23 protein-coding genes are annotated in these 24,409 nt (G+C 62.2%); 10 read left to right on the forward strand and 13 right to left on the reverse strand.

The genetic code is table 11. From position 1 onward, the window contains the following. Positions 1-84 precede the first annotated feature (84 nt). Positions 85-237 (reverse strand): hypothetical protein, encoded by a 153-nt coding sequence (locus FJ423_RS34025; protein WP_224600999.1) that lies wholly within the window; start codon positions 235-237, stop codon positions 85-87. Between FJ423_RS34025 and FJ423_RS03195 the strand changes: the two genes are divergently transcribed. The 3 genes from FJ423_RS03195 to FJ423_RS03205 all read left to right on the forward strand — a co-directional run bounded on the left by FJ423_RS03195 (position 221) and on the right by FJ423_RS03205 (position 2,984). Continuing rightward, positions 221-1,090 carry an ABC transporter permease gene (locus FJ423_RS03195; protein ID WP_246680072.1) on the forward strand — a complete coding sequence of 290 codons (870 nt, stop codon included), beginning with the start codon at positions 221-223 and terminating at the stop codon, positions 1,088-1,090. The two genes, FJ423_RS34025 and FJ423_RS03195, sit on opposite strands and share 17 nt — an antisense overlap. A 51-nt stretch (positions 1,091-1,141) precedes the next feature. After that, positions 1,142-2,146, forward strand: a complete 1,005-nt coding sequence (locus tag FJ423_RS03200) for a sugar-binding protein (protein WP_140839134.1) — start codon at positions 1,142-1,144, stop codon at positions 2,144-2,146. Positions 2,147-2,234: 88 nt separating this feature from the next. After that, positions 2,235-2,984: a glucose 1-dehydrogenase gene (locus FJ423_RS03205; RefSeq protein ID WP_140839136.1), complete on the forward strand. Its 750-nt coding sequence runs from the start codon at positions 2,235-2,237 to the stop codon at positions 2,982-2,984. A 167-nt stretch (positions 2,985-3,151) separates the two neighbouring features. Here the strand turns inward: FJ423_RS03205 and FJ423_RS03210 are convergent, their stop codons facing one another. After that, the gene (locus tag FJ423_RS03210; protein ID WP_140839138.1) at positions 3,152-5,740 is read right to left on the reverse strand and encodes an EAL domain-containing protein; all 2,589 of its coding nucleotides are present in this window, start codon (positions 5,738-5,740) and stop codon (positions 3,152-3,154) included. Positions 5,741-6,090: 350 nt separating this feature from the next. Here FJ423_RS03210 and FJ423_RS03215 point away from each other — a divergent pair, with 350 nt between their 5' ends. The 3 genes from FJ423_RS03215 to FJ423_RS03225 all read left to right on the forward strand — a co-directional run bounded on the left by FJ423_RS03215 (position 6,091) and on the right by FJ423_RS03225 (position 9,171). Continuing rightward, the gene (locus tag FJ423_RS03215) at positions 6,091-6,297 is read left to right on the forward strand and encodes a hypothetical protein (protein WP_140839140.1); all 207 of its coding nucleotides are present in this window, start codon (positions 6,091-6,093) and stop codon (positions 6,295-6,297) included. Positions 6,298-6,535: 238 nt separating this feature from the next. Then, the gene (locus FJ423_RS03220; RefSeq protein WP_140839142.1) at positions 6,536-7,009 is read left to right on the forward strand and encodes a hypothetical protein; all 474 of its coding nucleotides are present in this window, start codon (positions 6,536-6,538) and stop codon (positions 7,007-7,009) included. 146 nt (positions 7,010-7,155) lie between these two features. Then, positions 7,156-9,171 carry a sigma-54-dependent Fis family transcriptional regulator gene (locus FJ423_RS03225; protein ID WP_246680073.1) on the forward strand — a complete coding sequence of 672 codons (2,016 nt, stop codon included), beginning with the start codon at positions 7,156-7,158 and terminating at the stop codon, positions 9,169-9,171. Between the two features lie 75 nt (positions 9,172-9,246). On the opposite strand, the gene FJ423_RS03230 is transcribed toward FJ423_RS03225, so the two are convergent. The 9 genes from FJ423_RS03230 to FJ423_RS03270 all read right to left on the reverse strand — a co-directional run bounded on the left by FJ423_RS03230 (position 9,247) and on the right by FJ423_RS03270 (position 19,031). Continuing rightward, positions 9,247-9,936 (reverse strand): aquaporin, encoded by a 690-nt coding sequence (locus FJ423_RS03230; protein WP_140839146.1) that lies wholly within the window; start codon positions 9,934-9,936, stop codon positions 9,247-9,249. Between the two features lie 72 nt (positions 9,937-10,008). Further along, positions 10,009-11,052 (reverse strand): NAD(P)-dependent alcohol dehydrogenase, encoded by a 1,044-nt coding sequence (locus FJ423_RS03235; RefSeq protein WP_140535659.1) that lies wholly within the window; start codon positions 11,050-11,052, stop codon positions 10,009-10,011. A gap of 29 nt (positions 11,053-11,081) precedes the next feature. Continuing rightward, on the reverse strand, positions 11,082-12,713 hold the full coding sequence (locus FJ423_RS03240; RefSeq protein WP_140839148.1) for a molecular chaperone GroEL: 1,632 nt from the start codon (positions 12,711-12,713) through the stop codon (positions 11,082-11,084). A 76-nt stretch (positions 12,714-12,789) separates the two neighbouring features. Continuing rightward, a complete protein-coding gene (locus FJ423_RS03245; protein ID WP_140839150.1) occupies positions 12,790-13,587 on the reverse strand; it encodes an iron-sulfur cluster assembly protein in 798 nt (265 codons plus the stop codon). A gap of 4 nt (positions 13,588-13,591) precedes the next feature. Further along, the gene (locus FJ423_RS03250) at positions 13,592-14,614 is read right to left on the reverse strand and encodes an amidohydrolase family protein (protein ID WP_140839152.1); all 1,023 of its coding nucleotides are present in this window, start codon (positions 14,612-14,614) and stop codon (positions 13,592-13,594) included. An 87-nt stretch (positions 14,615-14,701) separates the two neighbouring features. Further along, a complete protein-coding gene (locus tag FJ423_RS03255; RefSeq protein ID WP_112097527.1) occupies positions 14,702-15,070 on the reverse strand; it encodes an MmoB/DmpM family protein in 369 nt (122 codons plus the stop codon). A gap of 17 nt (positions 15,071-15,087) precedes the next feature. Beyond that, positions 15,088-16,146: an aromatic/alkene monooxygenase hydroxylase subunit beta gene (locus FJ423_RS03260; protein ID WP_140839153.1), complete on the reverse strand. Its 1,059-nt coding sequence runs from the start codon at positions 16,144-16,146 to the stop codon at positions 15,088-15,090. A 52-nt stretch (positions 16,147-16,198) separates the two neighbouring features. After that, entirely contained in the window at positions 16,199-17,257 is a 1,059-nt protein-coding gene (locus tag FJ423_RS03265) for a 2Fe-2S iron-sulfur cluster binding domain-containing protein (protein WP_140839155.1), read from the reverse strand. Positions 17,258-17,357: 100 nt separating this feature from the next. After that, a complete protein-coding gene (locus tag FJ423_RS03270) occupies positions 17,358-19,031 on the reverse strand; it encodes an aromatic/alkene/methane monooxygenase hydroxylase/oxygenase subunit alpha (RefSeq protein WP_210239539.1) in 1,674 nt (557 codons plus the stop codon). A 549-nt stretch (positions 19,032-19,580) separates the two neighbouring features. Here FJ423_RS03270 and FJ423_RS03275 point away from each other — a divergent pair. Genes FJ423_RS03275 through FJ423_RS33460 form a run of 4 tightly spaced genes read left to right on the forward strand, consistent with a single transcriptional unit; the run spans position 19,581 to position 21,728 of the window. Further along, entirely contained in the window at positions 19,581-20,057 is a 477-nt protein-coding gene (locus tag FJ423_RS03275) for a hypothetical protein (RefSeq protein WP_140839159.1), read from the forward strand. A gap of 12 nt (positions 20,058-20,069) precedes the next feature. Then, the gene (locus FJ423_RS03280) at positions 20,070-20,378 is read left to right on the forward strand and encodes a hypothetical protein (RefSeq protein ID WP_140839161.1); all 309 of its coding nucleotides are present in this window, start codon (positions 20,070-20,072) and stop codon (positions 20,376-20,378) included. 14 nt (positions 20,379-20,392) lie between these two features. Further along, positions 20,393-21,520: a WD40 repeat domain-containing protein gene (locus tag FJ423_RS03285; RefSeq protein ID WP_140839164.1), complete on the forward strand. Its 1,128-nt coding sequence runs from the start codon at positions 20,393-20,395 to the stop codon at positions 21,518-21,520. Positions 21,521-21,554: 34 nt separating this feature from the next. Further along, on the forward strand, positions 21,555-21,728 hold the full coding sequence (locus FJ423_RS33460; RefSeq protein WP_181174704.1) for a hypothetical protein: 174 nt from the start codon (positions 21,555-21,557) through the stop codon (positions 21,726-21,728). 156 nt (positions 21,729-21,884) lie between these two features. Here the strand turns inward: FJ423_RS33460 and FJ423_RS03290 are convergent, their stop codons facing one another. After that, positions 21,885-23,009, reverse strand: coding sequence for an NAD(P)/FAD-dependent oxidoreductase (locus tag FJ423_RS03290; RefSeq protein WP_140839166.1), 1,125 nt, complete (start codon positions 23,007-23,009; stop codon positions 21,885-21,887). Between the two features lie 489 nt (positions 23,010-23,498). Next, positions 23,499-24,380: an NmrA family NAD(P)-binding protein gene (locus FJ423_RS03295; RefSeq protein ID WP_140839168.1), complete on the reverse strand. Its 882-nt coding sequence runs from the start codon at positions 24,378-24,380 to the stop codon at positions 23,499-23,501. Between the last annotated feature and the right edge of the window lie 29 nt (positions 24,381-24,409).

The raw sequence follows: 24,409 nt of genomic DNA on the forward strand, positions 1-24,409 counted from the left end.
GTCGCTCGTGGAAACCAGCCGTCCGGCCATGGCGGACTTCATCCCGACCAAGGAGAAGACGGCACTGCAGCGTGTGGTTTCAAGTCAGCCATTCTGGGTGACAATCGCGCTCATTGCTCTCGTCATGTTGATGACAGCCATCGAGCCGAGCTTCGGCACCTCCGAAAACGTCGCCAACGTCACGCGCAACTTCGCACCTTTCGGCCTCATGGCGCTCGGCATGACGGTGGTGATCATCACCGGTGGCATCGATCTGTCGGTCGGCTCGATCATGGGCCTGGTGGCCATCGTCGCCGGCTTGTTCCTGACCTGGCACTATCCTTGGTACGTCGCCTTCGCCATCGGCCTTTTCTCCGGTCTGGCCTGCGGCGCGGTCAACGGGTTCTTTGTTGCTTATGTCGGAATGCCGTCCTTCGTGGTCACCCTCGGGATGCTGTCCGTGGCGCGTTCGCTGGCGGTCGTGTTCTCGGCCAACCAGATGCTCTACCAGTTCGGGCCCGATGCTCCGATCGTGAAGGCGATCGGTCAGGCGAGATGGCCCCTGCATGGGCCGCAGGACTGGGCACCCCACTGGATACCGGGACTGTCATCGCAGTTTTGGACTATGGTGATTCTGGCCCTGATCGTCGGCTTCGTGTTCAATTTCACCGCCTGGGCCCGACATCTCTTCGCCATCGGTGGTAACGAGGAGGCCGCCCGGCTTACCGGCGTGCCGGTCGACTGGATCAAATTCCAGGCCTATGTCTTCTCGGCTTTCACCGCCTCGCTCGCCTCGCTGCTGCTGCTTGGTTACAACGGCTCGGCCATCAACGCCATGGGCCAAGGTTATGAGCTGCGCGTGATCGCCGCGACAGTCATTGGCGGAGCCAGCCTCATGGGCGGCGCCGGCACGGCGTTCGGCGCGATAATCGGTTCGGCCTTCCTCGAGGTGATCAGGAATGCACTGCTGATGGCCGGCATCGATTCAAATTGGCAGGGTGCCTTCGTGGGCGCCTTCATCGTTCTTGCGGTTCTTTTGGGCATGCAAACCGGCGGCAGATCGATGCTCGCAGCGTCGCTGGCAGCCTTGATGCCCAAACGAAGCCGTTAGAAACCCGCCGGCGGGAGGCCTGCGGGATCACACCAAGGAGGAGAACGTCCCATGAAAAAACATCTGTTGACGGCGGCCGTGGCGCTTGGCGCAATGGTGCTCGCCGTTTCCGGCGCCCAGGCGAAATACACCTTCGCCCTGGTGCCGAAGAATATGAACAATCCTTTCTTCGACCAGGCACGCGACGGCTGCAAGAAAGCCGAAGCCGAATCGAATGGGGCCCTGGAGTGCATGTATATTGGCCCCGGAGAGCATGGCGGCGGCGACGAGCAGGTACAGATCGTGCAGGACCTCGTTGCCAAGAAGGTGGACGGCATCGCCGTGTCGCCATCGAATGCCGCGGCGATGGCAGTCGCGCTGCAGGCCGCCAAGGAAGCCGGCATCCCGGTCCTCACCTGGGATTCCGACCTCCTGCCCGAGAACAAGGATCTTCGCGCCGCCTATATCGGGACCCACAATTATGAGATCGGCGTGAACCTTGCCAAGCTTGCCATGCAGATTAAGCCCAAGGGCGGCACGATCTGTATCCAGTCGGGCGGCGCGGCGGCGGCCAACCACAATGAGCGCATGCAGGGCATTCGCGATACGCTTTCGGGCACCAAGTCGGCAGCCTCGCCCGGGGACCGGCTGACGGGCCAGAATGGCTGGACCGAAATCGAAGGCTGTCCTCTCTATACCAACGATGATTTCCCGCTTTCGGTGCAGCAATTCGAGGACATCATGGGGAAAAACCCGAACCTCGACGCATTCATCCCAACGGGTGGCTTCCCGCAGTTCATCCCAGATGCCAACCGAGCTGCGGTAGCCCCGTACAAGGACAAGATCGCCTCGAAGGCCCTGGCCCTTGTCGTCGCCGACACGCTTCCCGTCCAGATCGATCAAATGAAGGAAGGTCTCTCCCTTGGCCAGGTCGGCCAGCGGCCGTTCGAAATGGGCTACAAGACGATGATGGCATTGAAGGACATGAAGGACGGCAAGGCTCCGCCGGCTGACCCGACCTACACCGGCCTCGACGTCTGCACTCCGCAGACGGCGGATACCTGCGTCGCCAAATAGGGTTTTTGGGCGGGAGGTAACTCCCGCCCGTTCGTTGAAGCGAGATGCGGCTAGATTGAAGCATTCTCATCTCGCTCCAGAGGCTTCAATGTCGGAATTGTTCTCGCTCAAGGGCCGTGTCGCATTGGTCACGGGTGCTTCGCGCGGCCTCGGCTTCGCCATGGCCAAAGCACTTGCGGAAAATGGTGCGACGGTAATCGTCAATGCCCGCGGCATGAACGCCCTCTCCGCGGCGGCCGACAGCATCGGGGCCGAAGCCCTGCCGTTCGACGTTACCAACGCGGCGATCGCAAGGGCGGCGCTCCAAGCAATCGTCGAACGCCACGGCCGCCTCGATATTCTGATCAACAACGCCGGCATCCAGCATCGCAGGCCTTTGGTCGAATGGGAGGACGAGGATTTCGACCGTGTGATTGCCGTCAATCTGTCGGCCTGCTTTCGCATGATGCGTGATGCAGTGCGTCTGATGCTGCCGAACAAATTCGGCCGCATCATAAACACTGGATCGGTTGCGGCGATCCTTGGCCGTCCCACCATTCACGCCTATGTGGCGGCAAAGGCGGGCCTGCATGGACTGACGCGCTCCGCCGCCGCCGAGATGGGCCGTCACGGCATAACAATCAACGCGATCGCCCCCGGCTATTTCGCCACCGAGCTCAATACCGCGCTTATCAACGATGAGGCTTTCACCAAATGGGTCGAGGCACGAACCCCTGCAGGCCGCTGGGCCAAGCCTGAGGAACTCGGCGGAGCCGTGGTGTTTCTCGCCTCTGACGCTGCCGGTTACGTCAATGGACATGTGCTGGCGGTTGACGGCGGACTATCGGTTTCCCTCTGACCTGCGAACCGCGGCCCGTCAGAGCCTATTCCGGATGACACCGTCGGCTTCGACCTCACGGCCGCGCCGGCGCGTTCATTAGGACCCGCCGATATGAGCCAGTGCGTTGGCTATGCAAGTACCGCGAGCAGGTTTGTTCTCTGCGCGGGTCATCTTGCCGACTTCAGTCAACCCCGGGCAGACGCACTCCTGCCAAGCCGGCCAGCGGAGACCCGTTCTTTCTTCCGCTCGCCTGTCGTTTCGGGCGCAAGCTCGCTGATGTCGCCGGCCACGACGGAACGTGTGCGCTCCAGCATCGCGGGGATCTCCCGAGCCGGTAGTGGCCGACTGAACAGGAAGCCTTGCGCTTCCGTGCAGCCTTCTCTTCGCACCCGTTCCAGTTGCTCGGCCGTCTCTATCCCTTCGGCGGTGGTCTGCATCCCAAGGCTGTTGCCAAGGCTGGTGACAGCCCGGATGATGGCGACGGAGCTGTCGATATCCTCGGCGTCCTTTACGAAGGACTGGTCAATCTTGATCTTGTCGAACGGAAACGAGCGCAGATAGCTCAAACTCGAATATCCGGTCCCGAAGTCGTCCATCGCGATATGGACACCCAGCAAGTGGATCTGTTGCAGCATCGCGAGAGTGGCCTGGGTGTTCGCCAGCAGCACGGTCTCGGTGATTTCAAGCTCGAGACGGCTCGCGAGCAAGCCCGAGGCATCCAACGCTGCGACAATCGTCGAGAGCAAGCGGGCATTGCGAAACTGCGTCGGCGACAGGTTGACGGCAACCCTGATGCCTTCGGGCCAGCTTGCTGCGTCGAGACAGGCTTGCTTGATCACCCATTCCCCAATCGGAACAATCAAGCCGATCTCTTCAGCCAAGGGGATGAACTCGGACGGCGAAACGATACCCCGCGTCGGGTGATGCCAGCGCAACAGCGCCTCGAAACAGCTGACCTCGCCGCTTTCGAGATTGAGGAGCGGCTGGTAGTAGATCTCGAACTGCTGCCGTCCCAACGCGTCGCGCAGATCGAGTTCGAGAACCCGCCGCGCCTGCATGCGGGCATCCATGTCCGGCTCGAAGAACCTGTATGTTCTGCGACCCTCCGCCTTTGCCCGATAGAGCGCCATGTCGCCGTTCTTGAGCAACTGGTCGGCGTTTGTGCCGTCGTCAGGCGCAATCGAGATGCCGACGCTGGCGCTGACGGTGACGCCATGGCCGTCGGCGATATAAGGCGCGCTCAGCGCATCAATGACGCGTTGCGCAAGGGCGGTGGCCTCGACCGGCTGATCGACCCCATTTTGAATGATCACGAACTCGTCGCCACCTAGTCTGGCAACAGTGTCGTCCTCACGCACGATCTGCTTCAGCCTTGCGGCGACCTCCTTGAGCAAGGCGTCGCCGACCGGATGCCCTAGCGTGTCGTTGACAGTCTTGAAATGATCGAGATCGAGGCAAAGGAAGGCGACCTTGCCATCTCTGCGAGCCATCTCGGCCAAGGCGTCCTCGGCGCGTTCGCGAAACAATATCCGGTTTGGAAGATCGGTAAGCCCGTCATGGCGGGCCATGTGCGATATGCGAGCCTCGCTGCGTCGCAAGTCGGTCACGTCGTGATGCGTGGCGAGCCATCCGCCGCCCGGCAGCGGCTGATGAATGAGGTCGATGGTGCGCCCGTCCCTGAGCTCCACCAGGCTCACGACGCGCTCGGCGCGGTCGATGGTCGCCGAGAGCTCTTCCAGATATCTGTCCGGGTCCTGGCCTACATAAAGTCCCGCCGCAATCCGGAAACGCATCAAATCGTCCCACCGGGAACCAGGGTGGGTCAGGGCCTCCGGCAGGCGATAGAAGTCGGCATAGGCCTGATTGCAGAAAACCAGCCGTCGGCCGGCATCGAACATACACAGGCCCACAGGCATGTTCGCGGCAGCGGCAGCCAGATTCTGCCGCTCCAACTCGGCATCACGAGCCAGGGCGATGCTGCGCTCCAGGCTGGCACGGTAACCGGCAAAGGCCGTGAACAATATTCCGACCTCGTCGCGCCGATCCTTTCTGAGCGCAACCAGCGTCGAGCGGTGTTCCCCTCGCGTCAACCGGTGCATCGCTTCGCTCACGGCCAGGATCGGCTTGCTGACATTATGGCGAATCCAGGCGACAAGCACGCCAAGGCACACGGCAGCAAAGGCGATCGCGGCCCAAACGAGCCGCTGCGCGATGGTGTAGGTGCGGTCCGCGATGGCTGCGGCAGCCTTGCTGCGCTGATTGGTGAGTGCCAAGAGGCCATCCAGCCGCTGAGCCGCCGCCGCAATCGTGGGGAGCGACACCGACTCGAACTCGTTAGCTGCCTTCGTTCGCTCCGCGGTATCGAGAAGTGGAATGATCGACGACAGAGAATCTTGATACGCCGTCCAGAGGTTGACGAATTGATCGAACAGCTCCTGCTCGGCGGGTGATCCGGCGCTCCTGCGGTAGGCGCGCCGATCTTGGAGCATTTCTTCGCTCTCTCTCGCCATCTCCTTGTCGATGTCAGCGATTTGCTGAGAGTTTTCGGCACGCATACGCAGCGTCGCGTAGAGCCGGTGCTCCGCAAGGTTGCGCTTCATCTCGTCGACGATCTGCACCTGGGGCAACCAAACTCCGGTGATCTCGCTCGTGACCTTATTGAGCGACCGCAGCTGTGCGACCCCAAATACCCCGACCGTCACGGTGCAAAGCAGTGCCAATCCAAAGCCCAGCGTGAGCTTGCTGCCGACACTTATGTCCTTGAACCGTTTCATGTTACGCTGACCTGATAAGGTCAGTCCCGCCCGCAGGCGCCAATAGCGGGACTGATTGGAAGCGCCTCGCCAATCTCGCGCTGAAATGTATTAAGGCTGACTTAAGATGGCGTTTAGCGTAATCTGCACTTCGTCGTTGTCTGCTTCAACGATATGACGACCGGGGCACTTATCCTTTGCGCTTGTGAACAAAGAGATATTCGCCGCTCAACAGGGATGGCGGGTCAATACTCTTCTGGACGTTGAGGTAATCCGCTACATATTTAACGATCGGGCAGCTGTCGAAGGAGACCGCCTAGGCACGCGACTGCTGCCAAAGGGACCCGCTGATTTCGGGATGGAGGAAAGCCGTGGAAAATCACGCCGGCTCGGCACCCAATGTAGCTGACTTTGTCATTCACAAGGTTCTGGACACGTTCGAATACTCCGACCGCGGCGCGGTGGTCACGATGGTCGATCCGCGGGGCGCACGCATCCGTCTCCACGTCACCATCGTCACCGGGGAGTTGCTTTGCGAGCATATTGCCGAAGCGCTGGAGCAGCGATACGGGAAATAGAATGTCTCCTGCAACAGCACACTCATTCAACAGCGAGCCCTCGGAATCAAAGAGCAAGGCGGCATGACACGGGCATTGCTCAACCTACGAATACCCCGGTGTAGCAGCCACCTGCTACCAACGACATCCATTTCGGCACTAACTAATATGAATGGCGGACCCGACTGTGGCAGTGTAAGGTCCGCTGCAAGCAAGAAAAATTGCCATACCGGCACTGCCGACGAATCTGGGAGGATTCATGGTCGAAATCATCTCCAAGCGGGATGGCCCGCGGCGCGAGGATGCTCAAGTCAAAAGGCTGATTGAGCAGAACCGCTCAACCATCGTGCGCCTTGCCGACCAGCTCAGCGCCGGCGGTTATTCAGCTTCGAAACAGCCACGTCAGAAATCGAAGGGTCAAGGCCTTATCTTTCATGTTGGCGGCGCAACCGGATCTGTGGCCGAGGCCAACCCGTCCGTGCATGTCAGCATCAATGGGCGTGTGATCTCGAAGGATCAAAACACAGGCCGTCAGCTTCATCATATCGGCGATATCCGCGATCGCGGCGGCGAGCACATTTTCGTATTGGCCACCAAGCAGAACGGCTACTTCGCGCCGGTCGACGAAGCCGTCGCCGCGAAGCTTGCCGAAATGGACGGGCGTCGCCTCACCGCCACCTACTCCGAAGAACAGCTCGCCACCGACATCGGCGCGAAACTAGGCATCAATTGACCGGTAAGCGATTGGACCGGCTTCGGCACGTCCGATCCAAGACAGCATACAGCATTGGCATGCCTCGAAGGTTCCGTAATGACTGAATGAAACGCGATCCTGGGCCTAATCAGATGAAGATCGATGCTCTTCCGACGCGTGCGTCGTTGGCCAGCAATCAAATCGCTCTGGGCAGCATCGACTATGACGAGCGCGCCACCATGCGCGCTTGGGAAGATTTTCTGGCGGACGAGCCCAAATGTGTCCGCGATCCGATCCGCCCAAGCCACGTCCGCTCCCTCATTCACGACTCCTGGTATCGCAGCGCCACCGGCGGCATCAACGCTCAGGGGATCGAAGCGCCGCTGAGCAGCGATCGCGACGAAATCGAGTACCTGACCCGGGCCAATGCCGAACTGCTCTCGGCGGCGCGCCGATCCTTCGCTTCCATCGGTCAGTTGCTGGAGGGCACCGGCGCGATGCTGGTTCTTGCCGACAGCGACGGCGTGCTGATCGATGCCATCGGCGACAAGAAGACCCTGCATGACGGCATGGATATTCATCTGGCCATCGGCGGCAAATGGAATGAGGGCGCCGTCGGGACCAACGGCATCGGCACGGCGCTGTGGACCGGGGAACCGACTTTCGTCCATGCGGCGGAGCACTTCTGCGCCGGCATCAAGTCCTGGACCTGCGCCGGGGCGCCGATCCGCGATCCGCTGGACGGCAAGATAGTCGGGGTCGTCGACTTGTCAGGCTACTCGCCGATCTTCCGACCCCACAACACCGCGCTTGTCGCCGCCACGGCCCGCCAGATCGAAAAAGCATTGGCAGAGCAGCAACAGGAGCAGCGCACACGCCTGCTCGAAGCTTTCATTTCCTCGGCTCCCGGCTATCGCCGAAAAGATGGACTGGTGATCGTCGATCATCGCGGGCGCGCGATCTACCGAAACAACCTGCCCGACGGCGAAGCCGCCGAAATGACCAGCGGCCCGATAGACGCGGGTCGCGGCCGCTGGCTGATGAACCTTCCGTCGTCCGGTTCGGAGGCCGATATCGCCAGGGCTCTGCCGGCTCATCTGCGTTCCTGCCACATCACACCGCTCAAGCTCGATGGCGACTTGCGCGGCGCTGCGCTGGTGTTCCCGTCGGCGCCGACAGTTTCGACCGTGATCAAGCGGGAGGCGGACAAGCATCTTCAAGACGCAGCCGCAATGATAGTCGGCGAGAGCGAGGCACTGCTTGCCGCAGTCGATGTCGCCTGCCGCGTCGCGCGATCGAAAAGCGTCGCCTCGCTGCTGGTCGAAGGCGAGACCGGCGTCGGCAAGGAGCTGTTCGCGCGGCTCGTCCATGCCGGCAGCCGGCGTACGGACAACGACCCGTTCATCGCGATGAATTGCGGCGCTATCACAAAGGACTTGTTCGGCAGCGAGCTGTTCGGCCATGTCGCCGGCGCCTTCACCGGCGCATCACGCGACGGCAAACCGGGTGTCTTCGAGCTTGCCAATGGCGGCGTGCTCAGCCTCGACGAGATCGGCGAGATGCCGCTCGAGATCCAGCCGTTTCTGTTGCGTGTCCTGGAAGAGCGCGTGGTCCACCGTATCGGCGACAACCGAGGCCGGCCAGTCGACGTCCGGCTCGTCGCCTCGACCAATCGAGACCTCAAGCAGGAAGTCGCTGCGGGTCGTTTCCGCCGCGACCTCTATTATCGGATCGGCGCCGTCTCGATCACTGTGCCGCCGCTGCGCGATCGCGGCGAGGACGTGCTGCTGCTGATCGAACATTTCAACCGGAAGATCGCCGCTGCATCAGGCGACGAGCCGCTGGAATTCTCGCAGGAAGCTGTCGCCGCATTGCTCGCCTATCGGTGGCCGGGCAATGTGCGTGAGCTGAAGAACCTCGTCGGACGGCTGCACGTCCTGGCGCGCGGCCGCGGTATCGGACTGCACGACCTTCCCGAGGAAATCACGGATGGCAGTTCCGAGCCGCAGCCGGGCAGCAACACGGCCGTTTCCCCCGAAGAGCCCGCTGGCACGCTAGCCGAGGCGGAACACCAGGCGTTGAAGAATGCGCTGACCGCGGAGGGCGGAAATCTCAGCCGGGTGGCGCAGCGGCTGGGCATTTCCAGGCCAACGCTCTACCGCAAGCTCGAGCAATATGGCATCCGGCGCGGCTTCGTCTGAACACGCAGCAAAAAAGAAACCCATGGCGTTCCGCCATGGGCTTGGGAATCTTACCGACAAAAAGGCAGCGGCCGTTCAGGCGAGCTGCGGTGCCGGTTCGCTGGCGCCGATCATCCCGGTGCGCAGCACCAGTCCGGCCGCGGCAGCGCCAAGGCAAGGCGCCACGATATAGAGCCATAGCTGCGACAGCGCGCTTCCGCCGGCAAACAACGCAGGCCCTAGCGAGCGGGCCGGATTGACCGAAGACCCTGACACGGCAATGCCGGCGAGGTGGATCATGACCAGCGTCAAACCGATCGCCAGGCCGGCCAGAGCACCCGCGCCGTCCTCCGCGGTGGCACGCAAAATGACGAGCAGAAAGAGGAATGTGGCGACTGCCTCGAACAAGAACGCCGAAGTCGCCGAATAGGCCGACCAGCCGTTCTGGGCAAAACCATTCGCCGCGACGTCATAGCCGCCGCCTTTGCCTTGCGCCATCACGTAGAGCACCGCCGAGGCAGCGATCGCCCCCAGACATTGCGCGACCACGTAGCCGGCGAGATCGTTGGACTTCATCCGGCCGGAAATGAAGACGCCAAGGCTTACCGCCGGGTTGAGATGCGCGCCGGAAATCGGCCCGATCGAATAGGCCATCGCAATCACCGACAGGCCGAAGGCCATTGCAACACCGAGCAGTCCGACCTCGGAACGCATGAACAGAACCGTCGCGCAGCCGAAGAAGACCAGCGCGAAGGTTCCGACGAATTCACAGATGTATTTGTTCATTTTTTCCTCTCCGGATTGTGACGCCTGGACCGGATACCGCGGCTTTCCGCGCGCCATCCGGGCCCAAGGCTTTCAGGGAACGATGACGCCGCGGCCGGTGAAGCGCCGGTTCTTGAAGTCATCGAGCGCGGTGTTGATGCTGGCGAGATTGTATTCGGTGTAGTGCATCTTGACCTTGCCGTCGGCGTTGAGCTCCATCAGCTCGACGAGCTCGGTGAAATTGCCGACCAGGCTGCCGCCGATGTTGATTTCCTCGATGACCAGATGCGCGGTCGGCACGTTGACGGCGCCGCCATAGCCTACCACGAACAGCTGGCCGCCCTTGCGCACCATCTTCCAGCAGATGTTTTCCACGCCAAGCTCGCCGACGAAATCGATGACCACATGGGCGCCGCCGCCGGTGATCGCCTTTACTTCTTCGACGACGTTCGGCCCGCCATCGAGGACGAAGTCGGCACCGAGATCCTTGGCCAGCACGCGCGCGGCAGGCTCACGATCGACGGCGATTATCCGGCAGCCTGAAATCGCATGCAGCGACTGCAGCGCGATGTGTCCGAGCCCGCCGATGCCGAGCAGGACGCAGTAGCTCCCCGGCCGCAAAAGCTTCGCCGCCCGTTTGGCGGCGCGATAAGCGGTGATGCCAGCATCTGCCAGCGGCGCCACTTCGATCGGCGTGACATTGGCATTGAGCTTGATCAGCGAACGTTCACTGGTGATGAAATATTCGGCGAAGCCGCCATTCATGCCGAGCCCAGGGAACTGGCCATTGTCGCAGTACATATCCTCGCCGTGCCGGCAGTTGAGGCAGATGCCGCAAGAGCGGAACGGATGGCAGATCACGGCATCGCCGCGCTTGACCGATCTGACGCCGCTGCCGACCTCCTCGACCCAGCCGGCGTTCTCATGACCCATGATGTAAGGCAGAAGGCTGCCGTCGGGGTCCATGGTCGGTTTCCACACACCTTCAATGATATGGAGGTCGGTGCGGCAGAGGCCGGCGGCACCTACCCGCACGATGACCTCGTCCGGGGCCGTGATCGTCGGCGCCTTGACCTCCTCGATCTTGAGCTTGACGTTCATGTGCGGGTCGTATTCGTAAAGTCTTGCGGCTTTCATCGTCGTGTCCTTTCAGGTCCGGAATTGTTTCAGGCGCGGCCAAGCTTTTCCGCGCCGCCGCCGAGCGCCGGCCCGGCCGTCGGGTCCTCATCCTCGGCAAGATCGCCGATCAGTGTCTCGGTGGTCAGGATCAGCGTCGCCACGGAGGCGGCATTGGCCAGCGCGGTGTAGGTGACGCGGACAGGATCGATGATCCCGGCTTCGAACATGTTCTGGTAGCTGCCGGCGGATGCGTTATAGCCGTAGCCGCCGTTGATGCGCGTCACCTCGGCTACCACGGCTTCGGGATCGGCGCCGGCATTGGCGGCGATGCGCCAGAGCGGCCGTGTCAGCACCGACCGGACCAGGCGCACGCCTTCTGCGACATCGCCGTCGACACCGGTCGCCACCTTGTCGAGCAGCGGCGCGATCTGGGCCAACGCCGAGCCGCCGCCGGCAACCACGCCCTCCTCGGACGCCGCGCGCACCGCATTCAGGGAATCCTCGATCAGCTGGATGGTCCGCTTCTGCTCGACCGGCGTGACGCCGCCGGCATAGAGGATCGCGGTGCCGCCGGAGAGCTTGGCCAGGCGCTCGCGCAGCTTGTCCTGCTCGATGTTCGGCGGCGCGGCCTCATACTGCCGCTGCACCTGGGCGCGGCGCGCCGCGATCGCGTCATGGTCGCCGCCGCCGCGAATGATCGAGGTGTAGGATGAGCTGGTTTTGACCCGGTCAGCGGTCCCAAGATCGTCGACTGTGATGTCCTCCAGCCGGCCGCCGAGGTCGCGGGCTATCACCCTACCGCCGGTGATGATCGCCAGGTCCTCCATCATGGCCTTTCGCCAATGGCCATATTCCGGCGGATGGACGACGAGGTATTTGCCTGGCCCCTGCTTGCCCAGCAGTGTGACCACAACTTCCGGCGACACTTCCTCGGACACGATCAGCAACGGGCGCCCCGCCTCGTCGGCGATACGGCGCGCAGTCTCGAGCGCCGTGGGCTCCTTGATCTTGAGATCGGTCATCAGGATGAAGGGCCGCTCGAGCACGGCCTCCATCTTCTCCTGGTCCGTCACCATGTGATGCGAGAGGTAGCCGCGGTCGAAGGACATGCCCTCGACCACGTCCAGCGTGGTCTCGGTGGTCACGCTGAAATCGGTGGTAATGACACCTTCCGCGCCGACGCGCTCATGCGCTTGGGCCACCAGCGCGCCAAGCTTGGCGTCGGTTGCGGCGATGTTGGCAACCGAGGCGAGGACGCCATTGCCCTTGGCGGGCTTGGCCGATGCCTTGAGGGCCGTCACGACCGCCGCCACGGCAAGGTTGATGCCCTTGCAGAGATCGACTGATTTGGCGCCGCGCTCATTGGCCTCGATGCCACCCTGGATCAGCGCGTTGGCGAGCACGATGGCGGTCGTCGTGCCGTCGCCGGCGACCTCGTTGGTCTGCATCGACACCTCGCGGACGACCTGAGCGCCCATGTTCTCGAAACGGTCATGCAGCTCGATTTCGGAAGCGATGCTGACGCCGTCGCGGGTCACCATCGGCGTTCCGATCGGTCGGTCGATCATGGCGTTCATGCCTTTGGGACCGAGCGTCGGTTCGACCGCCGCCGCCAGCCTGAACACGCCACGGGCAAGGGCCCGGCGGGCCTCGGAATTGTGAAGCATAATTTTAGGCATGATTCCTCCTTCCGCCTTACGGGCGGGTTGTTGGTTGGGGGCCTCGTGCGAGGGAGGCCGTTGCTTTCGACGCTGCTTAGACGGCCGGCGCGTTTCGCGCCGGCACGCGATCCATGATGAAGTCGACCAGCGTCGGCTCGCCTTCGACCACGCTCAGTTCCTTGTATCTTGTCTGCTTGAGCCCACGGCAAAGCGCACCGTTGAACTCCATGTTGACACGCACGCCGCGTAACTCGGCGAGATGGGCACTGAGCGCGGCAGGCGGAATTTGCCGCCCTTCCCAGGTGACGAAGACGGGATCGTCCATACGGCGATCGGGAAACCGCTGCAGCAGCGCTGCCCGGTAACGTGGCTTCTGCATGGCCGCCTCGCCCGGCTCGAAGCTGGCGGCATCGTATGCCGGCAGGTCCATGCCGAGGATTTCGACATCCGTCAGGCCGTGCTGGCGCAGACCGCGCAGAACCGATTCCTGGCGGCGCTTGAATGCCTTCATCCTGAAGGTTTCGCGCACGGCGCCGAGATCCGCGTCTGCGGCTAACTCGGCGAATATGTCGCCGAATGCCTTGCCGGCTTCGATGCCGCGATTGACCTCCTCCGCGAACATATGATCGTGCAGTTTCACGCGATAGGCGGGCGACCAGGAAAGCTGGTCGAGCGCCTTGCGGACGCCGTCGAGCATGAGGAAAGCGAAGTTGGGCGAGCACCAGTAGGTCGGCAGGCGGAAATCGACCTCCACGCTGCCGTCGCCCGTCATCTCGGCGCGCTCGACGAAACCCATCTCGGTGATCGGCTCGTCGAGTTCCGGGTCATTGACCTCGCCAAGGCGCCGCCAGAGTTCCTTCTCGCGGCTGTCGGAAACGCTGGCGGTTGCCATGGCCCTACTCCGCCGCGATGCTGAAGGGCGAACTTGCGAACGCCTTCTTCTTCGCTTCGACGTCGATCTCGTAGAGGCGCGCGGCATTCAGCCCGAGGATCTTCTCCTTGATCTCGTCGGTCAGCTGCACGCCGCGTTCCGCGGCGATATCCTCGGGGATCTGATACGCCCAGAATTTCTCGACGAGCCAGCGCGGCGTCCAGATCGCATAGTCGGAGCCGAACAGGATCTTTTCCGGCCCGATCCAGAACAGCAGCTCGGCAATGACCTCGCCGAAATAGCGCGGGCGCGAATGGATGAAGGGCAGCGCCACGGCAAGGCCGCCATAGACATTGGTTTCCTGCGTCGCGATCCAGCAGAAATCGTCGAGGCGCGGCAGCCCGCAATGCTCGATGATCCAGTTCAAGCCCTGGAAATCCGTCGCTGCGTGGTCGACGTCATGCACGTCGAACGCGTCCTTGCTGAGCGGGATGATTGTCGGGCCCTTGTGGACGTGAATGTTTTTGATGCCGAGTTTTTCACAGAGCTCGAAGCACCTGTAGGCATCGGGATCGGTGAGCTTCCAGCCCTTGGAGGCGCCATTCCACTCGGCCGTGTACATCTTCACGCCCTTGACGTCATAAGTCTCCTTCATGAAGTGGATGTATTCCAGCGCCTTCTCGCCGTCGCGCGGATCGAAGGACCCATTGATGATGAAGCGCTCCGGGTAGCGCTTGGCGACCTCCGCGTTGCGCTCGATCGTGTTGAACCCGTTCTTGTAGAAATCCTTCAGATAGGTCGACTGGACGATCGCCACGTCGTCCGGACCGTCTATGAACAGGTCGCGATAGAGATCGTCGGCGCTGTATTTCTCGAACTTGCCCTTCTCCCAAAGCTGCTCCTTCGGGCTCAGCCCCGTATGATAGGCGTAGAAGCAGTCGATGAACTGCTTGCCGTGGATGTTCCTCTGATTCTCCGGGCTGCCGTCCCAGAAATGGGTGTGGCCATCGACCACGAAAATGTCTTTGCCTTCAGGTGTCCTGTACATTCTTGCCTCCGCAATCGTCGCGTTGATGCCGTCCTGTTGATAGAGTGGGCGCGCCGCGATCGGGCGGCGCGCCGGTGCCCGGCTTCCTCAGATGTATTCGAAGACCTCGTCCATGTTTCCGAACAGGATCACGGTGTTGTCGTCGACGCGCACCATGCGGCCGTAGTGGGTAGAGGTGTTGACCTCGAAGATCTCGGCGGTCATGTCGCGGCCGAGATATTCGCTGATCTCGTCCATCTTGAAGATCAGCTTGCCGTTGCCGTCGATGCGGATCATGGCCGGCTGGTAAGTGACGATGACCCCCGGCTTCTTGCCCATGAATTCGGCGATGGCGCGCGCCTCGACCGAGTCGTTCATGGTGACGCCGCACTGGTGCGAAATCGTCTGCTCAAAGGTGATGTCCTTCATCGATTTGAAGATGTTGGACTGCGAGGCGTCGCGTGCTGCTACTGACATGTTGGTCTTCTCCCTGTTCAGCGCTTGAGGCCGAGTTCGCCGAGGATCTGGCCGATCCGTTCCTCGGATTGGGCGCGAACGTCGGTGAAGGAAATCGGCTTGGAATGCGGCATCGACCAGATCGGCTGAAGGCCGGTGGCTGCCTTGTCGGCAAGCGCGCCGTGCTTGTTCACCCAGCCCTGGAAGAGCTTCCTGTTCGCCGCGCCATGCTTCTCGTCATTGGCAAGCAGGTAGGCCAGGTCGATGGTGTTGGCGAGGTTGCGCTCGTAGTCGGCTTCGGCCGCCGAGATCACCGGCGGTGTGATGAAGTCGTGGTTGGCGGCCGCGGCCTGCATCAGGAAGCCGGATCGGAACAGTTCGCCGACCAGCGGTTCGAACACGATGTTGATGGCGAAGTACTGCTCCAGGTAGTCGGTCGTGCCCATGATGGTCTCGATCGCCTCGCGGGTGCCCTGCCAGACACCGTCCTCCAGCCAGTGCTTCTTGCCGAGTTCGTCGTCCCAGCCGGCGATGTCCATGCCGATCTCAGCGAGATAGAGCGTGATGTCCTGGGCGAGCCTCAGCTTGTAGGACGAATTGGTCAGCGTGGCGTTGTTGATCATCTGCGTGTAGCCGTAGCGCTGCGCCTGCATCAGCGAAGTGCCTAGGCCGAACTCGGCATGTTTCCACGCTCCGAGATGCGCCTGCAGGAGCTTGGCCCAAACCTTGTCGAAGGTCTTCGGCGCGCCGGCGCGGCGGGCATTGGTGATCACGCTCTGCACCATCGTCTCGATTTTCGACTGGCGCTGATAATGCGTGCGCTCCCACTCCTGGTCGGGAGCCCGGAAGGCATGCCAGTTCGAGCTCTTGGCAGCCGTATTGTCCTTGATGTAGGCGCCCTTGCCGTTCGAGAAGGAGATGATCCAGTCCTGGATCAGGTAGCGCTCGGGGTCGGGCTGCACGTCGACCGTGACATCCTCGTAATGGGTGGCGCGCTGGCCTTTCGGATCGAAATACCGATATTTGCGGCTGTCGGAATCGGCGAAGATCGCGGCTCCCGCGGCTCCCGATCCGACTGAACTCGACGTTGCTACCATTGTCTTCACTCCCTTGTTGCAGTTGCTTTGGTGTCGCTGGCTCCGGGCCGTCTCAATGGCTCGGGGTGGCGCTGGACGACGTGGTGAACCGGTCGAAGAAGATGCGTTCGCTCTCGAAGCCGTTCATGAACAGGACCGGCTGCAGCGCATCGATCATGGGCGGCGGACCGCAGGCGTAGACGTCGCCCTGCCCGTCGACCGCCAGTTGCTTGAGCTTGGCATCGACGCTCTGGTGGACGAAGCCGCGCTCGCCGTCCCACGCCTCGCCATTCACATGCGACAGCACCGGGATGAAGTTCAGCTCCGGGTGGCGGCCGGCAAGCTCGGCGATCCTGTCGAGATAGAACAGGTCGGTGGGGGTCCGCGCGCCGTAGAAGAAGAACACGTCCCGCTTCTCGCCGCTCTTCAGGTGATCGTTGAGGATCGACCAAACCGGCGACATGCCGGAGCCGGCGCCGACCAGGATCAGGGGACCTTGCCGTTCCTCCCGCCGGAAGCAGGTTCCATAGGGTCCGGCGACAGTGACTTCGGCTCCGACGCGGATGCCTCCGGAATCAAGCTCTCCGGAGAACTTTCCTTCGGGATATTTCTTGATGATGAAGGAAAGCTTTTGGGTTTGGTCCGGCGTATTTGCCATGGAGAACGAGCGCGTAATCGTCTCCCCTTTTTGCGTGGTGACCGTGATGTCGACATATTGCCCAGCCCAGAATTTTATCGGCGAGCCGAGCTCGATCTCGATGCCGCGGATGTCGTGGGTCAGATGTTCGAATTTTGAGATCCGGCCTTTGAATGTCTTCACCGCGATTGATTTCGCCAGCACCTCCTCGTCGTAGTTGAGAAGCTCGACATGCATGTCGGAATAGGCGATGGACCGGCACAACAGGATGTGCCCGGTATCCTTCTCCGTGTCGTTGAGGGCGAAGGTCGAGTATTTCAGCATGTCGACCTCGCCTTCGAGCAGCACGCATTTGCAGGCCGAGCATTGCCCTTCCTTGCAGCCATGCGGCAGCGCAATGCCTTGGCGGAATGCCGCGTTCAGGACCGTCTCGCCGTTTTCGACCTCGAACTCGACGCCGACCGGCTCCAGGCGCACGGTGTGAGCACCAGTCATCGATAACCTCCCAATTCCTCTCCGGCCCGTCCGCAGGACAGGAGATGGCCTTCCTCTGGAATGTCGCGGGGGTCGGAACCCGGCCCCCGCGCTCGTATGGTCAGTTGAAGGGCGTGATCGTGAAGCCGGCCCGATACTCGGCCAGGTGCTTTTCACGATCGGCCGGCGACATGCCGCGAAGCGCCTTGAGCGGCGATCCGAGGATGTTGCCGCGCACATCGTCGAGCGTCCACTGCTCGTCGGCGCCGAAGCGCAAATGCGGCTGCGGGATCAGCGTCTTGCCGTCGGAACGGACGAAGTTGAGGTCCTTGATCGCATCGGCGAGATCCCAGCCGTCATAGAGCGTCTCCCACTCGCGCTTCCCGCTGAAGCGGCCCATCGCGGGCGTCGGACGGCCTTGATACTCGTCGGCAAAGGCTTCGACAGCGGTCCAGCGGTCGAGCTCGTGGGCGAAGGTATGCAGCTGCCCGTCGATCTCGTCGACCACGATGTCCTCTCGGATCAGGCAAGGTACCAGGCAGGACCAGCAGCGGTGCGGATAGACGTAACCGACATCGCTGTTGAACAAGAGCACCTTCTCGCCCTTGTGGCTGAGCTTGGCATACCATTTCCAGAAGTCGCCGAACTCGGCGTACCAGCCCGGATATTTGTGCTCGAACCACTCGAAGTCCTTGTCGGTCTGAGCCTCGATGCGCCAGAAGTTGACCGGCCAGCCGACCGCGAAGAACTGGCCGACCTTGTGGACGTAGTTCTTCTTGGTGATGCGCTCCCAGGCTGCCTGGACATCGTCATGGTGGATCTTGATGCCGTACTTCTCGAGCGGCAGCATGTAGGTGCGATAGTAGTCTTCGTAGATCCAGCGGTGCCACATCTCCGCATAGGATTCCTTCGACTTGTCGCGATTGGTGGTGCCGTATTCGATGAAGGTGCCGATTGCGGCATCGACGATGGCGTGGTTCTGCCAGAAGGCGTAGCGCACGTCGCGCTCGAGCAGCAGGTGGTTCTCAGGCTCTTTCAGCGCGGCCATCAGCAGCGAGTGGCCGTTGCCGATGTGCCGGCTCTCGTCGGACTGCACCGAAAGGAACACGGTCGGCAGCGCGTAATCGCCGTTGCGGGCGGCCTCCGAGGGCATGGCGACGAAGAGCGTGTTGGTGAACGCCGTCTCGGCCACGACGGTCAGGTACATGCACGCGGCCGTCATCGTGTCGCCGGTGATGAAGCCTTCGCCGAACTGGCGGCCGATGGTCGTCGCATAGCACTTGCCGAAGGCTTCCTCGGTGATGTCGAAGCCCGCCGGATCGATGTAGTTCTCCATGTACCACTTCTTCAGGTTCATCTGGATCGTGGAGTGGCGGAACTCGTCGACCATCTGCATGGTGAAGCCGGTCCTGAGATCCTCGCCCGGTGCCAGCCGCGCCACCATCGCCATCGAACGGGCGGCGGAGATTTCCGGGAAGGGAATGATGGCGAGGAAGAGCTTCATCCATTCCACCCAGCGCGGCTCGACATTGCGGAACATGTCGCCGCGAAGAGCGGCATCGAGCGCGCCATAGACGCGATTGTCCTTCTCCTCCTGCATGGGGAAGTAAGAGCGCAGCACCTGCTTCATCGGATCGCGCGGCGCCTTGGCGATCTTGTAGTCGGTCGGAAACGTCATCGCTTCCTGGACATAGGTCGGGTTCCAACCGAGGTCGGAAATCTTCTTCGTCGCCTCGCCTACGGAAATGCCGCGTTGCGAGGTAATCTTGTTGAGCGTCAAAGACGACATCGTCATAAGCCTCCACCAGGTTTGAGCCGCGGATCCCTTGATCCGGGCGTGAGACGGCAAACAGCGCCGCCAGTGAGAGTGCGAACGGCACGACAAAGGGTTGCGCATTCAGGCGCGACCAACGGCCGGCTGTTCAAGTGGATCGCGGCAAAGGTTTGTGAGGGGTCTGGCGCGGCTCGCTACGCCAACCGCACTTGCGATGGCGTATCGAAGCGGACCTGCTTCCTCCGTTCCTTCGTTCTTTTAGCACCGCGACGAGAGCGCGATGGGCTTCTTATGGAAATAGACAAAGCAAGCACCGTGCCAGTTTGGAAATAAGGGCGCATCCGGCCGCTGGAAACAACCCACGCGCATTTCGACGGCAGAGATCGCCATCAACTGTAACGTTATTTTACAATTGTAACTTACGGCTGTAATGATTTTCTTCTATTCGCAATCGCAATATATTTACTTAGCACCTGCAGCATGCAGAAAAATACACGCCATCTATTCAATTCTTCTGGTCTCTCTATTATTTCAACGTGACGGCCCATGCGGCTCAGCAGGAGAGAGGCTATGCCGAACGACAGGGACAACCGGAGCCGTCCGCCGCCAACATCCGATCTGTCCGACGTCGTTGCCGGCGATCTGGTAAGGCTGATGCCCCGTGATCTGGTGTTTGTCATGCGTTTCATGGGCGAGAGCCAATTGCGCCTGCAGAGCCACTTCCAGAGCTTCATCCGGGCCGAACTTGCGGCCGGCGGCGTCACCGCCGAAACGCATCCGATGATCCATCTGTTCATCGAGAGCCACGCCATCCTGCTGCGCGACTTCGTATTTTCCGGCGTTTCGCTGTCGCGCCAGTTCCGCGTCGAAGAAATCGAGCGCCTCACCGGGGACACGACTGCGATGATGCGCGTCGACATCTGGGACCAACTCAAGAGCCACATCGAGACGGCCGAAAAGCAGTTCCAGTCACAGGCCGGCACACTGCCCGGGCTGCTGGCGGCATTCGAGCAACCGCCAGGTCCGGTGCCTGGAAACGAAAAGTGACAGGAGGGTCCGATGGGGCAAACCGAAAGCCGTGACGCGCTGCTCGCCCGCCGCCTCGATCTCGTCGCGAGCGTCTGCGCGCTCACCGCCGAGGCGCAGCGTCTCAACCAGAAACTTGCCGGCGTCGAGATGGATGTGCTGCGCCTGGAACTCGAGATCGGCAGACGCGGCACGAACGCGCAACTGGTGCAGGACTTGCATGAAGCCGAGGAGAGTGCCGCGGCATTCAGGAACGCATGCACGGCGTGCGAGGAACGTATCGCGGCCGCCGAAGGTGACATTGACGATGTCGACCGTCGCCTGGCGAAGACCGTGAACTGACGAAGGGAGTGGCCATGAACCAGCACGCGATACAGAACCTCACCTTGTTCGACCTGCTGGCGAGAAGCTGGTGCCGTCCATCGGCGATCGCCGATCTGCGCTTCAGCGCCGATGGCTCGACCGTCGCCTTCACGTGCATCGACGGAACGGTTGCCATAGCGGCAGTCGCGGACCAGGAACCGCCGGAGCAGCGGATCAGGGTGAGCGGCGATCTCGGCCAAACGACGATCCGCCCAAGGGAAAAGCCGCCGGTGCCACTGGTAGCGACCGCCGTTCTGGCTGATGGCGATGTTCCGCTCGCAAGCTACCTTGGGTCCGACTTTCTCGTCGGGACGGCGGCCGGCGATGTGGCCCGGCTGAACGCGGACGGCTCTGTGATGGAGACGCTGGTCAAGATCGCCGGACCTGCCGTCGCAATCGACTATAGTCCTCGGACGGGCATGGTGGCCGTCAGCAGCGGGCAGGACATCTTTTTGGCGCGCGGCGGGATCGAGCCAGTGAGGCTGCAACGCGACGCGCCACCATCCACGGACGCGCTTGCCTTCTCACCAGCCGGGAGGAGGCTTGCCTGTGGTCAGGAGCACGGGTTGTCGACCTGGATAGTCGAAGGCGAGCCCACCCCGATGCGCGATTTCGCCTTTTCAGCGCACCCGATGTCAATTTGCTGGAGTGGCGACGGCGCCTGGCTGGCCTGTGGGCTCGAAACCGGAGGCCTTGCTCTGGTCAGCGCAAGTGATGACCGAACTGCAATCGTGGCGGGATTTCCATCGTCAGTCCGGACGGTATGCTGGAGCGCGCCGGGGGACGCGCTGTTTGCGTCGGGCGCATTCCGGATTGCCGGCTGGTCGATGACCGCGCCGCCACTTGACGGCGAAACCTCCGGCGCTCTGGAGACTGGCCGCGCCGGGTTGGTTCCGGTCGAGGCCGTGGCCGCCCATCCGCAGAAGAAACTGATTGCGGCCGGCTATGCCAACGGTCGGATCACCATCGCCCAGATCGGAACGCGGGACGAACTCCTCGTCAGACCACTGGGCAGCGCGGTGACCGCGCTTGCTTGGTCCGGCGACGGACGGCACCTGGCGTTAGGCGCCGTCGACGGTACCGCCGCGATCATCACCTTTCCCGCCCAGATGTTCAAATAGGCCAATACGGGCCGCAAGCGACAGGAGAAGAAGGATGCAGACCGAACTTACCCCTGAGGACAAGAGCAAGGATGAATTCTTCGAACGGCTCGCCAAACTGTCGGAAGAAATGGTCGCCAAGCACGGTAAGGATTTCAGCATGGGCGCGCTGGTGCTGGCTGCCCGCTGGATTGCGGAGAACCGTGTCGGTCAATTGAAGACCAATTGACCATCAAGACGCTCGTGACAGGTCGCGCTCCAACATCAGCTCCTCGAAATTCGCTGGAAAGACCGAAACAGCCTATTTGTCTCGAAGGTGCTGTGCCGACCAAACTTCCGAAGCGGCGATCAAGGGGGGTCGAGCCCTCGTTTTGGGCCGTATCTCTCAGCCCAAGGCGCTGAAGAGGTCGGCGACGCTCTGAGGAGCCTCGGGTCCGAAGAACCGAGTGAGGTTCTGCGCGCTGGTTTGCGCAACGCTGGTGCTGCGAGGGAACAGACGCTGTTCGTATTCGGCGATGGCGGCTTCGTAGTCGTTTTTGACGGCGATCGCAACAGCCAGCTCAGCGGCGTCATACATCGCCAAGTTGGCGCCTTCACCAGCGAAGGGAGACATTAGGTGCGCGGCATCGCCGAGCAGCGTCGCGCCTGGCACGTGGCGCCAGCGATGGTCGACCGGCAGCGCGTAGATCGGCCGTATCACGGGCGAGATATCGGTGTTTGTGATCAGCGCGACCAGCGGTGCGGCCCAACCGTCGAACTGCTCGGCGACCCGAGCGAGACCGGCGCGCGCCTCCGTGAAGTCGATGCTTGATGCCCAGCTTTCCGGCTTGTTGATCGCAACATAGACGTGAACACTGCCGTCCGCGTTGCGATGGGCAAGAATGCCCTTACCCGGCGCCACTGCCATCAGCGTGCCTGTGCCGATGATCTCAGCGTTTGCGACGCTGCGCGGATCGTCCGCCGACAGATGCGTCTCGATGAAGCAGGTCCCGGAATATTCAGGCTTCGTCTGGGACAAGAGCGGCCGCACCCTCGACCATGCGCCATCGGCGCCTACGAGCAGCGACGTCGTCGTGCCAGTGCCGTCGACGAATCGGAGCTCGTTTCGGCCGTCGCCTCTCGACGACACGGACGCGACCTTGTGTCCCCAATGGATCGTGCCCTGCGGCAGGGCATCGATCAGCATCTTCCGCAGCTCACCGCGGTCCACCTCCGGGCGCTTGCTGAAGGGATTACCGGGCTTGTCGAGCAGCACTGTGCCATCTCGATCAACGACACGCTTCGCGTCCTCGCTGGGACGCACCAGCCGCTCGAACTGCTCGAACAGACCGGCCACCCTCAGAGCATGCTGGCCGGTAGCTTCATGCATGTCGAGCAGCCCGCCCTGCACGCGGGCGCTGGGCGATGCCTCTGCCTCGTAGATCACGGCGGCGATGCCATTGAGATTGAGAATGCGGGCCAGGGTGAGGCCACCCAAACCTGCGCCCACAATCGTGATGGGATACCGCATAGCGCGCTCCATGTCTTGCGATCCGTGCCGACGGAGCACGAAATCGGGAGCCCAATCTGTCGTCAGGCTCGTGCTGTTGGAGCCGCTGGCCGACCGCGAAACGGTCGGCGTATGCGCGAAGCCCAGTGATGCGGGCGTCGTTTTTCGCGACGTGCAGGTCTTACGGCTTTGCACCCGACAACGCAAGTCGGGTGTCTGCTTCGCCCAAGCTCGACGTTGGCGCCCTCGTCGGCTTCAACGATCGGGGGCCGACGTCCATGCAGGCCGCCGACATTGTGGTGCGACTTGATTGTCACCGACGGGCCGCCCGAGAAGGAGACGCTCTCGACGACCGGCTGGGCGTCTGCCCCGGCACGCGGAAAGTACCGAAGCCGAGCCGAGGGATTGCGACGCCCCTTGTGATGATGGTGTCCATGAACTCGCTTTTCTGAGTTGATGCTTCGGGGGGACGCTGCCCCGCCGGTGTTTCGTGCCCGCAGGCTATCGACCTCAGCCAGCCGCCTCGGAGCAGTTCTGGCCGACGAGGTCCGTGACCACGTCTTCGAGTGTCACGGTACCTTTCATCGCCGACCTGCCGTCGTCGCGGAACGCGATCCAACCCTCGTTGAAGCCGTCGATCATGCGAATTCGGGGCAGCGGATTGCGCGTGCCTTGCCCGCGGAAGAGCGCTTCCCAACTGTCGCGCGTCACGATCTCGACCCGCACCGGATGGTCCAGCGCCTTGGCGAAGGCATGGGCGAGGTCGTTTGGCGACACGCGCTGAGGCCCTTCCAGCTCGACGATCTGCGTTCCGGTCCAGTCCTCGCGCAAGAGCGCAGCTGCGGTGCGCCCGACATCCTGCGTCGCGACCATCGGGAAGGCCTTGTCGGCTGGCTGCAGGCAGCTGCGCAGCACGCTTTCATAACGCGCGGCGGCAACGTCCCACAGCGCATTCTCCATGAACCAGGCGGGCCGAAGGAAGGTTACCGGCAAGTCGAGCTCGCCGAGCGCTTCCTCAAGCAGGGTGCGCTGGGTCAGCAGGTTCTCGTGCGCAGCGTCGGCGCCGATGGTCGACAGGCACACCACCTTGCCGGGACGGGCCGCGATGAGGGCCGCCACCAGCGCCGCGATCACGCGCCGCGCCTCGGGAAAGCCTGGCTCGGGATCGAATTCCGACGGCGGCAGGATGAAGACGCCCTCGACACTGCGGAAGGCGGCTGCGAGGCCCTCCGCATCATTCATCTCGGCAAGGGCGACCTCACAGCCCTGTCTGATCCATGGCCCAGACTTAGCCTCGTCGCGCAAGACGGCGCGGACGGAAAGCCCGTCGGCAAGCAAAGTGCGCGCCAAGGCGCCGCCGACTTTGCCGGTGATTCCGGTGATTGCAAACATATCGGTTCTCCTTTGGTTGGGATCGCGCC

The organism is Mesorhizobium sp. B2-8-9 (assembly GCF_006439475.1).
Lineage (GTDB): Bacteria > Pseudomonadota > Alphaproteobacteria > Rhizobiales > Rhizobiaceae > Mesorhizobium.

Coding starts and splice junctions, on each gene's coding strand:
- FJ423_RS03195 (WP_246680072.1), top strand. CDS start 221: ATGACGGTGGTGATCATCACCGGTGGCATCGATCTGTCGGTCGGCTCG.
- FJ423_RS34025 (WP_224600999.1), bottom strand. CDS start 237: ATGATCACCACCGTCATGCCGAGCGCCATGAGGCCGAAAGGTGCGAAG.
- FJ423_RS03200 (WP_140839134.1), top strand. CDS start 1,142: ATGAAAAAACATCTGTTGACGGCGGCCGTGGCGCTTGGCGCAATGGTG.
- FJ423_RS03205 (WP_140839136.1), top strand. CDS start 2,235: ATGTCGGAATTGTTCTCGCTCAAGGGCCGTGTCGCATTGGTCACGGGT.
- FJ423_RS03210 (WP_140839138.1), bottom strand. CDS start 5,740: ATGAAACGGTTCAAGGACATAAGTGTCGGCAGCAAGCTCACGCTGGGC.
- FJ423_RS03220 (WP_140839142.1), top strand. CDS start 6,536: ATGGTCGAAATCATCTCCAAGCGGGATGGCCCGCGGCGCGAGGATGCT.
- FJ423_RS03230 (WP_140839146.1), bottom strand. CDS start 9,936: ATGAACAAATACATCTGTGAATTCGTCGGAACCTTCGCGCTGGTCTTC.
- FJ423_RS03235 (WP_140535659.1), bottom strand. CDS start 11,052: ATGAAAGCCGCAAGACTTTACGAATACGACCCGCACATGAACGTCAAG.
- FJ423_RS03240 (WP_140839148.1), bottom strand. CDS start 12,713: ATGCCTAAAATTATGCTTCACAATTCCGAGGCCCGCCGGGCCCTTGCC.
- FJ423_RS03245 (WP_140839150.1), bottom strand. CDS start 13,587: ATGGCAACCGCCAGCGTTTCCGACAGCCGCGAGAAGGAACTCTGGCGG.
- FJ423_RS03250 (WP_140839152.1), bottom strand. CDS start 14,614: ATGTACAGGACACCTGAAGGCAAAGACATTTTCGTGGTCGATGGCCAC.
- FJ423_RS03255 (WP_112097527.1), bottom strand. CDS start 15,070: ATGTCAGTAGCAGCACGCGACGCCTCGCAGTCCAACATCTTCAAATCG.
- FJ423_RS03260 (WP_140839153.1), bottom strand. CDS start 16,146: ATGGTAGCAACGTCGAGTTCAGTCGGATCGGGAGCCGCGGGAGCCGCG.
- FJ423_RS03265 (WP_140839155.1), bottom strand. CDS start 17,257: ATGACTGGTGCTCACACCGTGCGCCTGGAGCCGGTCGGCGTCGAGTTC.
- FJ423_RS03270 (WP_210239539.1), bottom strand. CDS start 19,031: ATGACGATGTCGTCTTTGACGCTCAACAAGATTACCTCGCAACGCGGC.
- FJ423_RS03275 (WP_140839159.1), top strand. CDS start 19,581: ATGCCGAACGACAGGGACAACCGGAGCCGTCCGCCGCCAACATCCGAT.
- FJ423_RS03280 (WP_140839161.1), top strand. CDS start 20,070: ATGGGGCAAACCGAAAGCCGTGACGCGCTGCTCGCCCGCCGCCTCGAT.
- FJ423_RS03285 (WP_140839164.1), top strand. CDS start 20,393: ATGAACCAGCACGCGATACAGAACCTCACCTTGTTCGACCTGCTGGCG.
- FJ423_RS33460 (WP_181174704.1), top strand. CDS start 21,555: ATGCAGACCGAACTTACCCCTGAGGACAAGAGCAAGGATGAATTCTTC.
- FJ423_RS03290 (WP_140839166.1), bottom strand. CDS start 23,009: ATGCGGTATCCCATCACGATTGTGGGCGCAGGTTTGGGTGGCCTCACC.
- FJ423_RS03295 (WP_140839168.1), bottom strand. CDS start 24,380: ATGTTTGCAATCACCGGAATCACCGGCAAAGTCGGCGGCGCCTTGGCG.